This is a genomic window from Actinomadura sp. (assembly GCF_044508335.1).
Classification (GTDB): Bacteria; Actinomycetota; Actinomycetes; order Streptosporangiales; family Streptosporangiaceae; genus Spirillospora.
This window is the reverse complement of sequence record NZ_JBIQHY010000006.1, coordinates 59,756-74,770: the sequence shown is the minus strand read 5'-3', so window position 1 is coordinate 74,770 and position 15,015 is coordinate 59,756. Positions and strand designations below refer to the sequence as shown.

Genomic DNA, 15,015 nt, shown 5'->3' with positions numbered 1-15,015 from the left:
GCCAGATGGGCGACGGTGGCCAGATGGGCGACGGTGGCCAGATGGGCGACGGCGGCCAGATGGGCGACGGCGGTCAGATGGGCGACGGCGGTCAGATGGGCGACGGCGGTCAGATGGGCGACGGCCAGAACGGCGACCAAGGGAACGGCGACCAGGGCGACGGCCAGAACGGCGACCAGGGCAACGGTGACCAGGGCAACGGTGACCAGGGCAACGGTGACCAGGGCCAGCAGCAGCCGCCGAACCCGGAGCTGCGCGCGGACCAGTTCGTCGACATCCGCAGGGCGCCGCGCGTCCGCCAGCCGCGCCGCACCCGCAACGCGTCCACCGGCGTGTTCTCGTCCAACTGCGGCGTGAACGAGGGCCAGGCGCACAGCAACCCCGACAACGTCCTCGCGGCGCCCGGCGTCGTGAACGGCGCGCACCACATCCACGACTACGTGGGCAACCTGGACACGAACGCCTTCTCCACCGACGAGACGTTCGCCGCTGCCGGGACGACCTGCACCAACGGCGACAAGTCGGCGTACTTCTGGCCGGTGATCCGGCTCCGCGACGGCGAGGACAACTCCGACCGGGCGGAGCAGAGCAAGGCGGACGGCAACGTCGGCAGCATCGTCACCCCGTCCAGCGTGAAGCTGCAGTTCCTCGGCAACCCGCGCACCAAGGTGGCGGCGATGCCGCGGTTCATCCGGATCGCCACCGGTGACGCCAAGGCCGTCACGAACGGCCTGAAGAACGCGCACGCGTCGTGGACGTGCAGCGGGTTCGAGAACCGCGCGTTCACCGACAAGTACCCGCTGTGCCCGCAGGGCAGCCAGGTGGAGCGCGTCCTGAACTTCCCGAGCTGCTGGGACGGGCAGAACACCGACAGCGCCAACCACCGCGACCACATCGTCTTCCCCGACCAGCGGACCGGCGCCTGCCCGCAGGGCACCAAGGCCGTCCCGCAGCTGCGGATGACGATCTCCTACGAGCTGCCGGCCAAGCCCCTGGCCTTCGCGCTGGACAGCTTCCCCGAGTCGGGCCACGACCCGGTGACGGACCACGGCGACTTCATCAACGTGATGAGCGACCAGCTGATGCAGCGCGCGGTCCAGACGATCAACTCTGGGCGCCGCCGCTGAGCGACGCCGGACGCGCGGCCGGTGGGGTTCGCCCTCACCGGCCGCGTCCGCGCGCGTCCGGGCGGCCGGCCGTTCTACGATCACGGCATGGACATTGCGATCGCGGGCGGGCACGGGCAGATCGCGCTGCGGCTGTCCCGGCTGCTGGCCGCGCGGGGGGACACCGTGCGCGGCATCATCCGCAACCCGGACCACGCGGCCGACGTCCGGGAGGCCGGCGCCGAACCGGTGGTGTGCGACCTGGAGGCCGCGGACACGGACACCGTCGCCGCCCGCCTGGCCGGCGCGGACGCGGTCGTGTTCGCCGCCGGGGCGGGTCCCGGCAGCGGCGCGGCCCGCAAGGACACCGTCGACCGGGCCGCGTCGGTGCTGGTGGCGGACGCGGCCGAGAGCGCCGGCGTGCGCCGCTTCGTGCAGATCTCCGCGATGGGCGCCGGGGAGAAGCCCGCGCCGGGGCGCGGAGAGGTGTGGGAGGCCTACATCCGGGCCAAGGGCGAGGCCGAGGACGACCTGAAGGGCCGCGACGCGCTCGACTGGCTGATCCTGCGCCCGGGGCGGCTCACCGACGACCCCGGCACCGGGCTGGTGCGGCTGGAGGAGCCGCCGATCGGGCACGGCCCGGTCACCCGCGACGACGTGGCGGCCGTCATCGCGGCGCTGCTCGACGCCCCCGGCGTCCGCCGCCGCACGCTCGACCTGCTGAACGGCGGCACCCCGATCGGGGACGCCGTCGCCTCCCTCGGCTGACCGCCCCGCGCCCGGGCGGCGCGGAGCGGGCTACGCGGTGCAGGGGCTACGCGGTGCAGGAACTACGCGGTGTAGAGGGACTCGATCTCGTCGGCGAAGTCCTTCATCACGACGTTGCGCTTCACCTTCAGGCTCGGCGTCATGTGGCCGGCCTCCTCGGTGAAGTCGACGCCGAGGATGACGTACTTCTTGATCGCCTCCGCGCGGCTGACCGACTTGTTGGCCTCGGCGACCGCGGCATCGATCTCGGCGACGAGGTCGGGGTCGGCGCGCAGCTCGTCCATCGTCATCGCCTCGGGCTTGCCGTGCTGCGACTTCCACGGGCCGAGGGCCTCCTCGTCCAGCGTGACGAGCGCGCTGATGAACTTGCGCCCGTCGCCGACGACGAGGCACTGGCTGACCAGCGGGTGGGCGCGGAGCCTGTCCTCCAGCGGGGCGGGCGCGACGTTCTTGCCCGCCGCGGTCACCAGGATCTCCTTCTTCCGCCCGGTGATCCGCAGGAAGCCGTCCTCGTCGAGGGAGCCGAGGTCGCCGGTGTGGAACCAGCCGTCCTCCAGGGCCTCCTTCGTGGCGGCCTCGTTGTTCCAGTAGCCGCGCAGCACGTTGATGCCGCGGACGAGGATCTCGCCGTCGTCGGCGATGCGCAGGTCCACGCCGGGGATGGGCCGGCCCACCGTCCCGATCTTTAGGGCGGTGGGGCGGTTGACGGTGGCGGGCGCGGTCGTCTCGGTGAGCCCGTAGCCCTCCAGGATCGTGATGCCGACGCCGCGGAAGAAGTGGCCGAGGCGCTCGCCGAGCGCCGCGCCGCCCGACACCGCGTACTCCACCCTGCCGCCCACGGCGGCGCGCAGCTTGCCGTACACCAGGACGTCGAAGAGCTTGTGCCTCGCCCGGAGCCCGAGGCCGGGGCGGCCCGCGTCCAGCGCGCGGCTGTAGGCGATCGCGGTCTCGGCCGCCGCCTTGAAGATCTTGCCCTTGCCCTCCGCCGCGGCCTTCTGCTCGGCGCCGTTGTAGACCTTCTCGAACACGCGCGGGACGGCCAGCAGGAACGTCGGCCGGAAGGAGGCGAGGTCGGGCAGCAGGTTCGGGATGTCGCTGTGCCCGAGGACGATGCCGCCCTCGATCGTCGCCACCTCGATCATCCGCGCGAACACGTGGGCGAGCGGCAGGAACAGCAGCGTGGAGCTGCCCTCGACCACGACCTCGGAGATCGCGCCCTGCACGGCGTTGCGGGCGGTCGACACGAGGTTCCCGTGGGTGATCTCGCAGCCCTTGGGGCGCCCGGTCGTGCCGGAGGTGTAGACGAGCGTGGCGATGTCGGCGGCGGTGCGGGACCGGCGGCGCTCCTCGACGACGTCGTCGCCGGTCTCGGCGCCGAGCGCGACGACCTCCTCGATCCCGCCCCCGTCGATCTCCCACACGTGCGCGAGGGCCGGCAGCCGGTCCCGGACCTCCGCGACCCGCGCCGCGTGCTCGGCGGTCTCGGCGAACACGGCCTTCGCGCCGGAGTCGCCGACGATCCACTCGATCTGCTCGGCGGACGAGGTCTCGTAGATGGGGACGGAGACGGCCCCGGCCGTCCAGATCGCGTAGTCGAGGACGGTCCACTCGTAGCGGGTCCGCGACAGCAGGCACACCCGGTCGCCGGGCTCGATCCCGGCGGCCGCGAGGCCCTTGGCGACCGACGCGGCCTCGGCCGCGAACTCGGCCGCGGTGACCGCGCTCCACGCGTCGCCCTCCTTCCGGCGCGCCACGATGGCGCCGGGTTCCTCGGCGGCCCTGGTGAAGGGCGCGTCGGTGAGATTGGCGGAGTCGGGGACCTCCACCATCGCGGGGACGCTGAACTCGCGCACGGCCCACTCCCGTTGTCGGTCTTCCAGGTCGGCGGGAAATCGCCGGGCGCCTTCCCGCACCCGAATGATACCCATGAGTAGGGACGACGCCCGCCCAATGACCGTGCCCGATCCGCGGCGGGGCGCACGCCGCCGGGTTAACGGCACGGCAAAGACGGCCCGCCGCCGCGCGGCCGCGGGCGCCGGGTCGCCTACGCTTGTCCCGCTCGCACAACGGACGCCGTTCGGGAGATCGCCATGTCGCTGCTCGAAGTGATCGCGCTGACCGCGGACGACGCGCGGGCCGCGCAGGACGGCGGCGCCGACCGGATCGAGGTCGTCGCCGACATGGCCGCCGACGGGCTCACCCCCGATCCCGACCTCGTCGCCGCCGTGCGGGCGGCCACGACGCTGCCGATGCGGGTGATGCTGCGCGCCAACGCCGGGTTCCGCACGACCGGCGCCGAGCTGGACCGGCTCCGCCGGGCCGCCGCCGACCTCGCGGAGGCCGGCGCGGACGGCTTCGTGCTCGGCTTCCTCGACTCGGCCGGGCAGGTCGACGCGGCCGCCACCGGCAAGCTCGCCGCCGTCGCCGCGCCGCTGCCCTGGACGTTCCACCGCGCGCTCGACCACGCCGCCGACCCCGCCCAGGCGTGGCGCACCGTCCGGCATCTCGGCGGCGGGCTCGACACCGTCCTCACGGCCGGGTCGCCGCGCGGGGTCGAGGCCGGCGTCGGGGTGCTGGTCCGGCGGGCCGCCGAGGGCCCCGGCGCCGCCGGGATGATCATGGCCGGGGGCGGGCTGCGCCGCAAGCACGTCGCGGTCCTCGCCGCTGCGGGCGTCACGGCCTTCCACGTGGGCACCGCCGTCCGACCGGACGGCGCCTGGGACGCGCCCGTCGACGCGGACCTCGTCCGGGAGTGGCGCTCGCTGGTGTCGGCCGCGACCGGCTGAGCCGGCCCGCCGGCACCGGGCGCCCTGCCCGTTCTCCGCGGCGGTCTGCCCTATTAGAGTCGGTTCATGAGGATCCACGTGGTGAGCGATGTCCACGGCCGCGCGGACGCCCTGGTGAGCGCGGCGGACGGCGCCGACGTCCTCATCTGCCTCGGCGACCTGATCCTGTTCATCGACTACCAGGACCACGGGCAGGGCATCTTCGCCGACCTGTTCGGCCAGGAGAACGCCGACCGCTTCATCGCGCTGCGCACCGAGAAGCGCTTCGACGAGGCCCGCGCGTTCTCCCGGGGCCTGTGGGCGTCGCTGGAGGGCGACGCGTGGCCGCACATCGAGCGGGCGGTCGACCGGCAGTACGCGGAGCTGTTCGCGGCCATGCCGTCCCCGGCGTACCTCACCTACGGCAACGTGGACGTCCCGCGCATGTGGGGCCCGCACCTGCGCGACGGCCACCACGTCCTGGACGGGGAGACCGCCGAGATCGGCGGGCTGCGGTTCGGGTTCGTCGGCGGCGGCCTCCGCACCGAGTACCGCACCCCCTACGAGCTGGACGAGGAGACCTTCGCGGCCAAGGTCGAGGCCGTCGGCGAGGTGGACGTGCTGTGCTCCCACATCCCGCCCGCCGTCCCCGAGCTGCTGTACGACACGGTCGCGCGCCGGTTCGAGCGGGGCAGCGAGGCGATCCTGGACGCGATCCACCGCACGCAGCCGAAGTACGTGCTGTTCGGGCACGTCCACCAGCCGCTCGCGAGCCGCATCCGGATCGGCCGCACCGAGTGCGTGAACGTCGGGCACTTCCGGGCCCGCGGCGTTCCGCACGTCCTGACGGTGTGACGGATACCGTCGGAACGACAGCGGGCCCCGGCGCGGGCCCGAGAGGAGCCGGAGGGAGACGCAGATGGCGGACCGCACGAGTTCTTCCATCACGGTCAAGGCCGGGAAGGCCGACATCATGGCGGTGATCGCCGACCTGGAGGCCTACCCGGAGTGGGCGAGCGGCATCCGCGAGTTCACCGTGCAGGAGACCGGCGAGGACGGCCGCGCGCTGCGCGGCCGGCTGACGTTCGACGGCGGCCCGTTCAGCGACACCGTCGGCCTCGCCTACACCTGGGAGGGCGACGACCGGGTCACGTGGGAGCTGGTGGAGCCCGGCACGGTCGTCACCGGCCTGCACGGCACCTACGCCCTCGCCGAGGAGGGCGGCGCCACCGAGGTGACCTACGAGCTGGCCGTGGACGTCCGCATCCCGATGATCGGCATGGTGAAGCGCAAGGGCGAGAAGCGGATCATCGACTCCGCGCTGAAGGGCCTCAAGCGGCGCGTCGAGCGCTGAGCGGCCGCCGCCGCGTCCCGCCGACGAGGCGCTATACCGCGCGGGCCGGTGCCGGGGGGATGATGGAGGCGGCGGCGGCGCGCGGGACCGTGCCAAACCGCCGGCAACGGGTAGTGCGGTGAATGGCTCCAGCCGGGGCGCGCGAGGAGGAGGAAGCGTTACATGGCCCTGACCATCGGCGTGGATGTGGGCGGCACCAAGGTGGCCGCGGGGGTCGTCGACGACCGCGGGACGATCCTGGAGAAGGTCCGCCGGCCCACTCCTTCGACGAACCCGAAGGAGACCGCCGAGACCATCGCCGAGGTCGTCGAGCTGCTCAAGGGCAAGTACGACGAGGTCTCGGCGGTCGGCCTCGGCACGGCCGGCTTCGTGGACGAGGCGCGCGCCACGGTGCTGTTCGCGCCGAACCTCGCCTGGCGCGACGAGCCCATCAAGGAGAAGGTCGAGAGCCTGGTCGGGCTGCCGGTCGTCGTGGAGAACGACGGCAACGCGACCGCGTGGGGCGAGGCCCGCTTCGGCGCCGGGCGCGGGGAGAACTTCCTCGTCCTGGTGGCGCTCGGCACCGGCATCGGCGGCGGCATCATCATCAACGGCGAGCTGTACCGGGGCCGGTTCGGCATCGGCGCCGAGATGGGCCACTTCCGGGTCGTCCCGGACGGGCGGCGCTGCGGCTGCGGCAACCGCGGCTGCTGGGAGCAGTACGCCAGCGGCAACGCCCTGGTGCACGAGGCCCGCGATCTGGCCCGGGTGGCGCCCGCGATGGCGGGGCGGCTGCTGGAACTCGGCGGCGGGCGGCCGGAGGGCATCAGCGGCCCCGAGGTGTCGCAGGCGGCCCGCGAGGGCGACAAGGCCGCGCTGGAGTGCTTCCGCACGATCGCGCACTGGGCGGGCCAGGGGCTCGCCGACCTCAGCGCCATCCTGGATCCGGGCGCCTTCATCATCGGCGGCGGCCTGTCGGACGCCGGCGACCTTTTGCTCGACCCGATCCGCGCGGCGTTCGAGGACGCGCTGACCGGACGCGGCCACCGCCCGCTGCCCGACATCCGCATCGCCGAGCTGGGCTCGGCGGCGGGCATCGTCGGCGCCGCGGACCTCGCCCGCGTCCGCCCGCTGCACGACGTGATCGTGTAGGCGTGGCCGCGGTCCGCCTGCTGAGCTACAACGTCCGGTCGCTGCGCGACGACCCGGCGGCGGTGGCCCGCGTCGTCCGCGCCGCCGCCCCGGACGTGCTGTGCCTGCAGGAGGTCCCGCGCTTCGGGGCCTGGCGGCTGCGGCGGCGCCTGCTGGCGAACGCGTGCGGCATGCGGATCGCGGCGGGGCGGCGGGCCTGCGGGCTCGCCGTCCTCACCGCCCGCCGCGTCCGGCGCAGGGCCCGCGAGTTCCACCTGCTCACACCGGATCCGCAGCTGCACCGCCGGGCCCTGGCGATCGCCGTCCTGGAGGTCGGCGGCGCCCGCTTCATCGCCGCGAGCACCCATCTGGACCTGAAGCCGGGGCCGCGGCGACGCCACGCCGACGAGATCCTCGCCCACCTCGACCGCGCCCGCGCCCGCTACGGCGCCCCGGTGGTCCTCGCGGGCGATTTCAACGAGGAGCCGGGCGGCGACGCCTGGAACGCCCTGGCCCGGCGCTTCACGGACGCCCGCCTGGCCGCCCCCGCGGGGGAGGAGCCCACCTTCTCGTCGCGGAACCCGAACCGCCGCATCGACGCCGTCTTCACCGACCCCGCGGTGGCCGTCAGGGGCTGCGGCGTCCCCGCCGGCGCGGCCTTCGCCGCGGACTACCCGGCGGCGACGGACCACCGCCCGGTCATGGCCGACCTGGACGTCGGCTAGACCACGGCTCCGTCGTCGGGGTCGCGGGGCTCGTCGCCCATGCGCAGGACGAGGGTGACGAAGCCGCCGATGAAGGCGGCGACGGCCAGGAAGGCGGCCCAGCCGGGGACCTCCCAGTCGAGGATGACGGTGATCAGCAGGTAGACGGGCCCGCCGATCAGCGCGACCCAGGCGCCCTTGGTGAGCGGGTCGGCGGCCGGCAGCGGCGGGGGAGGCGGCGGGACGTAGTGGCCCTCGTCGTCGGCGTCGGGCGGGAACTCCGGCACCTCCGTCGCCTTGATCACGCGGGCGCGGGGGAGGCGGCCGGTGCGGTCGTCGCCCTCCTCAGGCGGGTCGGCGGGCTCGCGGAGGTTCTCCTCGTCCGGCCAGGGGACGTCGTCGCCGTCGGGCACGTCGTCGAAGCCGGCGACGATCTCGGCCCAGATGGCGTCCTCGTCGCGTTCGGCCGCGCCGCCCGCGCCCTGCCCGGCGCCCCGCCCGGAACCCCGGCCGGCGTCCGGCGCGGCGTCGGGCGAGGGGTCGCCGCCGGCGGGGTCGGCGAGGTCGGTGTCCGCGCGGTCGGGCTTCTCGGCGCGCCCGGCCTTCTCGCCGCGCGCGTCGTCGGAGCCGCGGGACGAGGCGTCGCGGAGCCGGGCCAGGTGGACGCGGAGGATGCCCTCGGCGGTGGGCTTCATGTCGACGTCCACGTAGAGCCGGTCGAGGACGTCGCCGGGCGTGGGCTCGGCGGACGCGTCGGCGGGTTCCGGCAACCCGGACGGCGAGGTGGCGTAGGCGGCGACCCCGGCCTCGCCGAGCGCCGCCAGCATGGCGTCCGCCAGATGCGGGGCGAGGTCGACCAGCGGGGCGTAGGTGTCGGCCGACAGTCCATTGCCACGGCGATTCACGGGGCCGGCTCCTTCGACGTCTCCGGCGTGGCCGACAGCACCGGCATGACGGCCTCCGCTCCCCTGACGACAGTGCGGTGCCCGCTCGCGCCCCCGCCGCGCGGCGGCGCTCCCGGACACCCCGAAACGTGTGTCCCACGGTATTCGCTGCGACGCGCGGGACAAGCCCCCCGGCGCACCCGATTGAGGTTCACCGTTCAGAGCCTACGTTCCCGGGCGGCCCCGCCGTCGCGCGGACCGCGTCCCGTTCCGGGGTACCGGCCGGTAGATCGCTGCGACATGGAGTGGGAAGATGTCCCATCATCTCCCGTCGGCCAGGGACCGGCCGCGCTCGCCCCGGAGCGCCGGTCCGAGGAAGGTGTCCGCATGCTGTGGTTCTGGATCCTGCTCAGGATCGTCCTGTCGCCGATCCTTTACCTCCTGTGGTGGCCGCGGAACGAGGGGATGCGCAACGTCCCGCTGCGCGGCCCGGCGCTGATGGTGAGCAACCACCTGTCGTTCGCCGACCACTTCTTCGGCCCGCTGCCGTTGCTGCGCCCGATCTACTTCATCGGCAAGGGCGAGTACTTCACCGGCAAAGGGATCAAGGGGCTGATAAGCAAGGGCTTCTTCACCGGGGTGGGCGTCGTGCCCGTCGACCGGACCGGCGGGGACGCGGCCGAGGCCGCGCTCCAGACCGGGCTGCGGATCCTCGGCGAGGGCAAGCTGCTCGGCATCTACCCGGAGGGCACCCGGGCGCCCGACAACCGGCTGTACCGGGGCAAGACGGGGGTGGCGCGGCTGGCGCTGAAGTCCCGCGTCCCGGTGATCCCGATGGCGATGATCAACACGTTCGAGCTGATGCCCCCCGGCAGGCCGCTGCCGCGGCTCGGGGTGCGGCCCGGCGTGCGGTTCGGGAAGCCGATGGACTTCTCCCGGTTCTACGGCCGCGAGGACGACCACGAGGTGCTGCGGCAGATCACCGACGAGATCATGGCGGCGATCCGGGAGCTGTCCGGGCAGGAGTACGTCGACCGGTACGCCGCCGAGGTGAAGGCGGAGGCGGCCGGCGGGCGGGCGCGGCCGGCGGACGACGACGGCGGCCTGAGCGGCCACGGGTGAGCGGCCGGGGATGATGGGCCTGGAGGCCGCGCTGTGGCGGGCCGTGGCGGTCTACCGCGGCCTCGCGCTGGTGTACGCCGCGGTCGTGATCGCCATGAACTCCGACGGCTACGCGCACCCGGCCGCCGGCTGGGCCGTCCTCGCCGCCATGGCCGCCTGGACGGGCTACGCCGTCCGCGCGTTCGGCGACCCGCGCCGGCGCGGCCGCCCGCTGCTGGCCGCCGACCTCGCGGTCGCCGCGGGCTGCGTGCTGGCGACGGCGTGGGTGGAGACGCCCGCGAACATCGCCGCCGGGCGCCCCACGCTGCCGGTGTCGTGGGTGGCCGCGGCGGTGCTGTCGTGGGCGGTGGTGGGCGGGCGCCGGCTCGGCCTCGCCGCCGCGGTCGTCCTCGCCGCGGCGAACCTGCTGGTGCACGTGATCGCCGGGACGAGCGGCGGCGTCGGCGGCACCACGTTCAACGGCATCGTGCTGCTGCTGCTCGCCGGGCTCGTCGTCGGGCACGTCGTCCGGCTGGCGCGCGAGGCGGAGGCGCGGCTCGCGCGGGCCGTGGAGCTGGAGTCGGCCAACCGGGAGCGCGAGCGGCTCGCCCGCCGCATCCACGACTCGGTGCTGCAGGTCCTCGCCATGGTGCAGCGGCGCGGCGGCGAGCTCGGCGGCGAGGCGGCCGAGCTGGGCCGGCTGGCGGGCGAGCAGGAGGCCGCGCTGCGCGCCCTGATCGGCACCGCCCCGCCGCGGGTCCCGGACGCGCGGGTCCCCGGCGCCCGGACCCCGGACGGCGGCGACGCCGACCTGCGGCCGCTGCTGACCGCGCACGCGTCCACGTCCGTCACCGTCTCCACGCCGGCGACCGAGGTACGGCTGCCCGCGCACGCCGCGCGGGAGGTCGCGGCGGCCGTGGCGGCGGCCCTCGACAACGTGGCGCGGCACTGCGGCGACGGCGCCCGCGCGTGGGTCCTGCTGGAGGACGGCGGCGGCGAGGTCACCGTCAGCGTCCGCGACGACGGGCCCGGCATGCCCGCCGGGCGGCTGGACGAGGCCGCGGCGGCCGGGCGGCTCGGCGTCGCCCAGTCCATCCGGGGCCGCGTCGCCGACCTCGGCGGCGAGGTCGTGATCTTCTCCGCGCCGGGCGAGGGCACCGAGATCGAGATGACCGTGCCCCGCCGGCCGGGCTCCCGTCCTAGGGTGTCGGCGTGAGCCTGCGAGTCATGGTCGTGGACGACCATCCGATGTGGCGCGAGGCCGTCGCCCGCGACCTCGCCGAGGCCGGGCACGACGTGGTCGCGACCGCCGGAGAGGGCCGCGCCGCCGTCCGCGTCGCCGCCGCCGCGCGCCCCGAGGTCGCGGTCGTCGACCTCCAGCTGCCCGATCTCAGCGGCGTCGAGGTGACCCGCCGCCTGGCCGCCGCCGACCCGCCCGTCCGGGTGCTGGTGCTGTCGGCGAGCGGTGAGCAGCAGGACGTCCTGGAGGCGGTGAAGGCGGGCGCCACCGGCTACCTGCTGAAGTCCGCCGCCCGCGAGGAGTTCCTGGACGCCGTCCGCCGCACCGGGGAGGGCGACGCCGTCTTCACCCCGGGCCTCGCCGGCCTCGTCCTCGGCGAGTTCCGCCGGCTGGCCGCCGCGCCCGCCCGCGAGGACGACGACGCGCCCCGCCTCACCGACCGCGAGACCGAGGTGCTGCGGCTCGTCGCCAAGGGCCTGACGTACAAGCAGATCGCGCAGCGCCTCGTCCTGTCACACCGCACCGTGCAGAACCACGTGCAGAACACGCTCGGCAAGCTCCAGCTCCACAACCGCGTCGAGCTCGTCCGCTACGCCATCGAGAAGGGCCTCGACCAGGAGGAGTAGCCCCCGGCCGGCCTCGGCCCGGCCGGGCCGCCGGAACCGGCTGAACCGCGGACGGCGCCTCCGCGTCTGATGGCGGAACGTGCGGCAGGACGGGAGCGCGCCATGGTTGACGAGATCTGGGGCCCCGCACTGGGGTTCTTAGCGGCCCACCTCCTGGTCGGGCTGGTGCTGGTGGGGGTGCTGCGGAGGGTCCGGGCGGGCGTGCTGCGCGGCGGCCCCCCGACCCGCGATCTGCACCCGTACGAGGTCGCCTGCTGGAGCGCGACGGACGCTACCCGCCGGCCGCGGAGCTGCGGGCCGAGCTGGACGCCCTCGCCGCCGCGTCCGGCTTCCCGGCGGTCACATGAGCGGCCCCTTCGCGCCCGGCTCCGACCCCGGCTTCGACCCCGGCCTGGCGGCGGCGCAGGAGGCGCTCGTCCGCGCGATGACGTCCGGCGGGCCGCTCCCGGACGGCTTCGACGCCGGCGCGGTCGGGGCCGCCGCGCACGGCATCCTCCTCAAGCGGGCCGGCGAGGTCGCCCGCGCCTGGCCCGCGCTCGCCGCGTCCTACGGGACGTCCTGGCGCGCGGCGTTCACCGGCTGGGCGGCGCGGCGGCCGACCCGCGGGTCGTTCCGGGACGGCTGGGACTTCGCCCGCGCCCACCGCGCCGATCTCGGCCGGGACGCGGCGCGGGAACTGGCGCTCGCCGAGGTCCGGTGGTCGTATGACGGCGTGTCCCCGCCGCGCCCGCGGCGGTTCGCCGTGCGGCGGGCGCCCGGGGGAGTGGCGGTGCGGGTCCGCGGGTACATCCGGGTCTTCGGACGGTCCGCGTCCACCTGACCCCCGGGTCGGGGGAACGAGATGCCGCCGCCCGCGCCAGCGGCTATGGTCTAGACCAATGGCGGCGGGCCGGGAAATCCGGCCGCGCGCCGCCCGGCCGTGTGCCGCAGTCGGAGCATGTGAACTCGAGGGAGGAGCCCGGTGGCTGGAGAAGGAGACGGCAAGCGTGTCGGAGTGCTGACCGGCGGCGGGGACTGCCCCGGTCTGAACGCGGTGATCCGCGCGGTCGTCCGCAAGGGCGTGCAGGTCTTCGGCTACGAGTTCGTGGGCTTCCGGGCCGGCTGGCGCGGGCCCCTCGAAGGCGACACCGTGGCCCTCGACGTGCAGGCCGTGCGCGGGATCCTGCCGCGCGGCGGGACGATCCTCGGCTCGTCCCGGACCAACCCGATCAAGGTCGAGGGCGGCATCGAGCGGATCAAGGACAACCTCGCCGGGCTCGGCGTGGACGCCCTCATCGCGATCGGCGGCGAGGACACCCTCGGCGTCGCCCGCGAGCTGTACGCCAACGGGGTCAACGTCATCGGCGTCCCGAAGACGATCGACAACGACCTGAACGCGACCGACTACACCTTCGGGTTCGACACCGCGGTGAACATCGGCATGGAGGCCGTCGACCGGCTGCACACCACCGCCGAGAGCCACCACCGCGCGCTGATCTGCGAGGTCATGGGCCGGCACGCGGGCTGGATCGCGCTGCACGTCGGCATGGCCGCCGGCGCCAACGTCATCCTCATCCCCGAGCGGCCCTTCGACATCGAGAAGGTCTGCCAGTACGTGGAGAGCCGGTTCAAGACGCGGTACGCGCCGATCATCGTGGTGTCCGAGGGCGCCCATCCGGTCGACGGGCAGATGCAGCTGCAGACCGGCGAGCGCGACGCGTTCGGGCACGTCCGGCTCGGCGGCATCGGCCAGGCCCTCGCCGACGAGATCGAGAAGCGCACCGGCAAGGAGGCCCGCGCCACCGTGCTCGGGCACATCCAGCGCGGCGGCACCCCCACCGCGTTCGACCGGGTCCTCGCCACCCGCTTCGGCCTGCAGGCCATCGACGCGGTCAAGGACGGCGACTACGGCAAGATGGTCGCGCTCAGGGGCACCGACATCGTCCGCGTGGGGCTGGACGAGGCGACCAAGGAGCTGAAGACCGTCCCGCTGGAGCGCTACGCCGAGGCCGAGGTCTTCTTCGGCTGATCCCCGCCTCCCGGCGGGAACACGTCTTCCGGGTCGCGGTGTTGCCCACAGTGGGCCACACTAGAAGCTCGCCCCTCGATCTGTTCCCGCCAGGAGGACCACGCATGACCACGCTCGACACCGCGCCGGCGGACGTCCGGGAGCAGTCGCCGGTCGACGGCGAGCCGTGCGTGCTGCTCAAACTCGGCGAGGTCGTCCTCAAGGGCAAGAACCGCGAGCAGTTCGAGCGCCGCCTCGCCGACAACGTGCGCCGGGCCGTCCGGCCCATCGCCCGCGTGGACGTCGTCCGCCGCCACGGCGTGTTCATCATCCGCAAGCACGACGCCGACCCGGCGACCATGGAGCGGGTCGCGCAGCGGGTGACCGACGTCATGGGCATCGTGTGGGCGCACCGCGCCTGGCGCGTCGGCAAGGACCTCGCCAGCGTCGAGCGCGCCGCGCTGGAGCTCATGGACGGCCGCACCGGCACGTTCGCCGTCCGGTCCCGGCGCCGCGACAAGCGCTTCCCGATGACCTCCACCGAGCTCGACCGGCACGTCGGCGGGCTCGTCGCCGGCCGCTACGGGCAGCCCGTCAAGCTCAAGGACCCCGAGCACACCCTGTCCATCGAGGTCGACCGCGACGAGGTGTTCGTCTACTCCGGCGGCCTGCCCGGCCAGGGCGGCCTCCCCGTCGGGATGAGCGGCCGCGCGCTCGTGCTGATGTCCGGCGGCATCGACTCGCCGGTCGCCGCGTACCGGATGATGCGCCGCGGCCTGCGCGTCGACTACCTGCACTTCTCCGGCATGCCGTTCACCGGCCCGGAGTCGATCTACAAGGCGTACGCGCTCGTCCGCGAGCTGGACAAGTTCCAGGGCGGGTCCCGGCTGTTCGTCGTGCCGTTCGGCAAGGCGCAGCAGCAGATCAAGTCCTCCGGGGCCGACCGGCTGGCCGTGATCGCGCAGCGCCGGCTGATGCTGCGCACCGGCGAGGTCGTCGCGCGCCGGCTGCGCGGCGCCGCACTGATCACCGGCGACGCGCTCGGCCAGGTGTCCAGCCAGACGCTCACCAACATCACCGCGCTGGACGACGCCGTGGAGCTGCCGATCCTGCGGCCCCTGGTCGGCATGGACAAGAGCGAGATCATGGACCAGGCGCGCCGCATCCGCACGCTGTCGATCTCCGAGCTGCCCGACGAGGACTGCTGCACCATGCTCGCGCCGCGCCGGGCCGAGACCAAGGCCAAGATCGACGACCTGCGCAGGATCGAGAAGCGCCTCGACGTGGACGAGCTGGCCGACCACCTGGCCGACTCCGTCCAGGAGCACCGGCCCGCCTACGCCGACCCGGCGTCCTGACCCCCGAGGGCG

General features: G+C 74.5%; 15 protein-coding genes. 13 read left to right on the top strand and 2 right to left on the bottom strand.

Features of this window, described 5'->3' with window-relative positions; genetic code table 11:
* Both ACIWVC_RS04215 and ACIWVC_RS04210 read left to right on the top strand, forming a co-directional pair.
* Window positions 1–1,127 (top strand): DUF1996 domain-containing protein (locus ACIWVC_RS04215; protein ID WP_396453819.1); only part of this gene is annotated, 1,127 nt, incomplete at its 5' end.
* An 87-nt stretch (window positions 1,128–1,214) separates the two neighbouring features.
* Window positions 1,215–1,874, top strand: a complete 660-nt coding sequence (locus ACIWVC_RS04210; RefSeq protein ID WP_396447194.1) for an SDR family oxidoreductase — start codon at window positions 1,215–1,217, stop codon at window positions 1,872–1,874.
* 62 nt (window positions 1,875–1,936) lie between these two features.
* Here ACIWVC_RS04210 and ACIWVC_RS04205 read toward each other — a convergent pair whose 3' ends face one another.
* Window positions 1,937–3,727 (bottom strand): AMP-dependent synthetase/ligase, encoded by a 1,791-nt coding sequence (locus ACIWVC_RS04205; protein ID WP_396447193.1) that lies wholly within the window; start codon window positions 3,725–3,727, stop codon window positions 1,937–1,939.
* 237 nt (window positions 3,728–3,964) lie between these two features.
* Here ACIWVC_RS04205 and ACIWVC_RS04200 point away from each other — a divergent pair, with 237 nt between their 5' ends.
* The 5 genes from ACIWVC_RS04200 to ACIWVC_RS04180 all read left to right on the top strand — a co-directional run bounded on the left by ACIWVC_RS04200 (window position 3,965) and on the right by ACIWVC_RS04180 (window position 7,828).
* A complete protein-coding gene (locus tag ACIWVC_RS04200; RefSeq protein ID WP_396447192.1) occupies window positions 3,965–4,660 on the top strand; it encodes a copper homeostasis protein CutC in 696 nt (231 codons plus the stop codon).
* Between the two features lie 66 nt (window positions 4,661–4,726).
* Window positions 4,727–5,494 carry a metallophosphoesterase gene (locus ACIWVC_RS04195; protein WP_396447191.1) on the top strand — a complete coding sequence of 256 codons (768 nt, stop codon included), beginning with the start codon at window positions 4,727–4,729 and terminating at the stop codon, window positions 5,492–5,494.
* A gap of 64 nt (window positions 5,495–5,558) precedes the next feature.
* Complete coding sequence (locus ACIWVC_RS04190; protein ID WP_396447190.1) at window positions 5,559–5,993, top strand: SRPBCC family protein; 435 nt, start codon at window positions 5,559–5,561, stop codon at window positions 5,991–5,993.
* A 162-nt stretch (window positions 5,994–6,155) separates the two neighbouring features.
* Window positions 6,156–7,124: an ROK family glucokinase gene (locus ACIWVC_RS04185; protein ID WP_396447188.1), complete on the top strand. Its 969-nt coding sequence runs from the start codon at window positions 6,156–6,158 to the stop codon at window positions 7,122–7,124.
* A 2-nt stretch (window positions 7,125–7,126) separates the two neighbouring features.
* Window positions 7,127–7,828 carry an endonuclease/exonuclease/phosphatase family protein gene (locus tag ACIWVC_RS04180; protein ID WP_396447187.1) on the top strand — a complete coding sequence of 234 codons (702 nt, stop codon included), beginning with the start codon at window positions 7,127–7,129 and terminating at the stop codon, window positions 7,826–7,828.
* On the opposite strand, the gene ACIWVC_RS04175 is transcribed toward ACIWVC_RS04180, so the two are convergent.
* The gene (locus tag ACIWVC_RS04175; RefSeq protein ID WP_396447186.1) at window positions 7,825–8,712 is read right to left on the bottom strand and encodes a hypothetical protein; all 888 of its coding nucleotides are present in this window, start codon (window positions 8,710–8,712) and stop codon (window positions 7,825–7,827) included. The two genes, ACIWVC_RS04180 and ACIWVC_RS04175, sit on opposite strands and share 4 nt — an antisense overlap.
* A gap of 366 nt (window positions 8,713–9,078) precedes the next feature.
* On the opposite strand from ACIWVC_RS04175, the gene ACIWVC_RS04170 reads away from it, so the two are divergent.
* The 6 genes from ACIWVC_RS04170 (at window position 9,079) to thiI (ending at window position 15,003) form a co-directional block, all read left to right on the top strand.
* Entirely contained in the window at window positions 9,079–9,813 is a 735-nt protein-coding gene (locus ACIWVC_RS04170) for a lysophospholipid acyltransferase family protein (RefSeq protein WP_396447185.1), read from the top strand.
* 10 nt (window positions 9,814–9,823) lie between these two features.
* Window positions 9,824–11,008, top strand: a complete 1,185-nt coding sequence (gene macS / locus ACIWVC_RS04165; protein ID WP_396447184.1) for a MacS family sensor histidine kinase — start codon at window positions 9,824–9,826, stop codon at window positions 11,006–11,008.
* Between the two features lie 11 nt (window positions 11,009–11,019).
* Window positions 11,020–11,658 (top strand): response regulator, encoded by a 639-nt coding sequence (locus ACIWVC_RS04160; protein ID WP_396447247.1) that lies wholly within the window; start codon window positions 11,020–11,022, stop codon window positions 11,656–11,658.
* A gap of 343 nt (window positions 11,659–12,001) precedes the next feature.
* Window positions 12,002–12,478 carry a hypothetical protein gene (locus ACIWVC_RS04155; RefSeq protein WP_396453818.1) on the top strand — a complete coding sequence of 159 codons (477 nt, stop codon included), beginning with the start codon at window positions 12,002–12,004 and terminating at the stop codon, window positions 12,476–12,478.
* A 141-nt stretch (window positions 12,479–12,619) separates the two neighbouring features.
* Window positions 12,620–13,666 carry a 6-phosphofructokinase gene (locus ACIWVC_RS04150; protein WP_396447182.1) on the top strand — a complete coding sequence of 349 codons (1,047 nt, stop codon included), beginning with the start codon at window positions 12,620–12,622 and terminating at the stop codon, window positions 13,664–13,666.
* Between the two features lie 104 nt (window positions 13,667–13,770).
* Window positions 13,771–15,003: a tRNA uracil 4-sulfurtransferase ThiI gene (gene thiI / locus ACIWVC_RS04145; RefSeq protein ID WP_396453817.1), complete on the top strand. Its 1,233-nt coding sequence runs from the start codon at window positions 13,771–13,773 to the stop codon at window positions 15,001–15,003.
* Window positions 15,004–15,015: the final 12 nt, after the last annotated feature.

What these genes read in the sequence shown, in the direction of transcription:
- ACIWVC_RS04160 (WP_396447247.1), top strand. Translation starts at nt 11,020, where the DNA reads ATGGTCGTGGACGACCATCCGATGTGGCGCGAGGCCGTCGCCCGCGAC.
- ACIWVC_RS04200 (WP_396447192.1), top strand. Translation starts at nt 3,965, where the DNA reads ATGTCGCTGCTCGAAGTGATCGCGCTGACCGCGGACGACGCGCGGGCC.
- ACIWVC_RS04170 (WP_396447185.1), top strand. Translation starts at nt 9,079, where the DNA reads ATGCTGTGGTTCTGGATCCTGCTCAGGATCGTCCTGTCGCCGATCCTT.
- ACIWVC_RS04195 (WP_396447191.1), top strand. Translation starts at nt 4,727, where the DNA reads ATGAGGATCCACGTGGTGAGCGATGTCCACGGCCGCGCGGACGCCCTG.
- ACIWVC_RS04210 (WP_396447194.1), top strand. Translation starts at nt 1,215, where the DNA reads ATGGACATTGCGATCGCGGGCGGGCACGGGCAGATCGCGCTGCGGCTG.
- macS (WP_396447184.1), top strand. Translation starts at nt 9,824, where the DNA reads ATGATGGGCCTGGAGGCCGCGCTGTGGCGGGCCGTGGCGGTCTACCGC.
- thiI (WP_396453817.1), top strand. Translation starts at nt 13,771, where the DNA reads ATGACCACGCTCGACACCGCGCCGGCGGACGTCCGGGAGCAGTCGCCG.
- ACIWVC_RS04190 (WP_396447190.1), top strand. Translation starts at nt 5,559, where the DNA reads ATGGCGGACCGCACGAGTTCTTCCATCACGGTCAAGGCCGGGAAGGCC.
- ACIWVC_RS04185 (WP_396447188.1), top strand. Translation starts at nt 6,156, where the DNA reads ATGGCCCTGACCATCGGCGTGGATGTGGGCGGCACCAAGGTGGCCGCG.
- ACIWVC_RS04155 (WP_396453818.1), top strand. Translation starts at nt 12,002, where the DNA reads ATGAGCGGCCCCTTCGCGCCCGGCTCCGACCCCGGCTTCGACCCCGGC.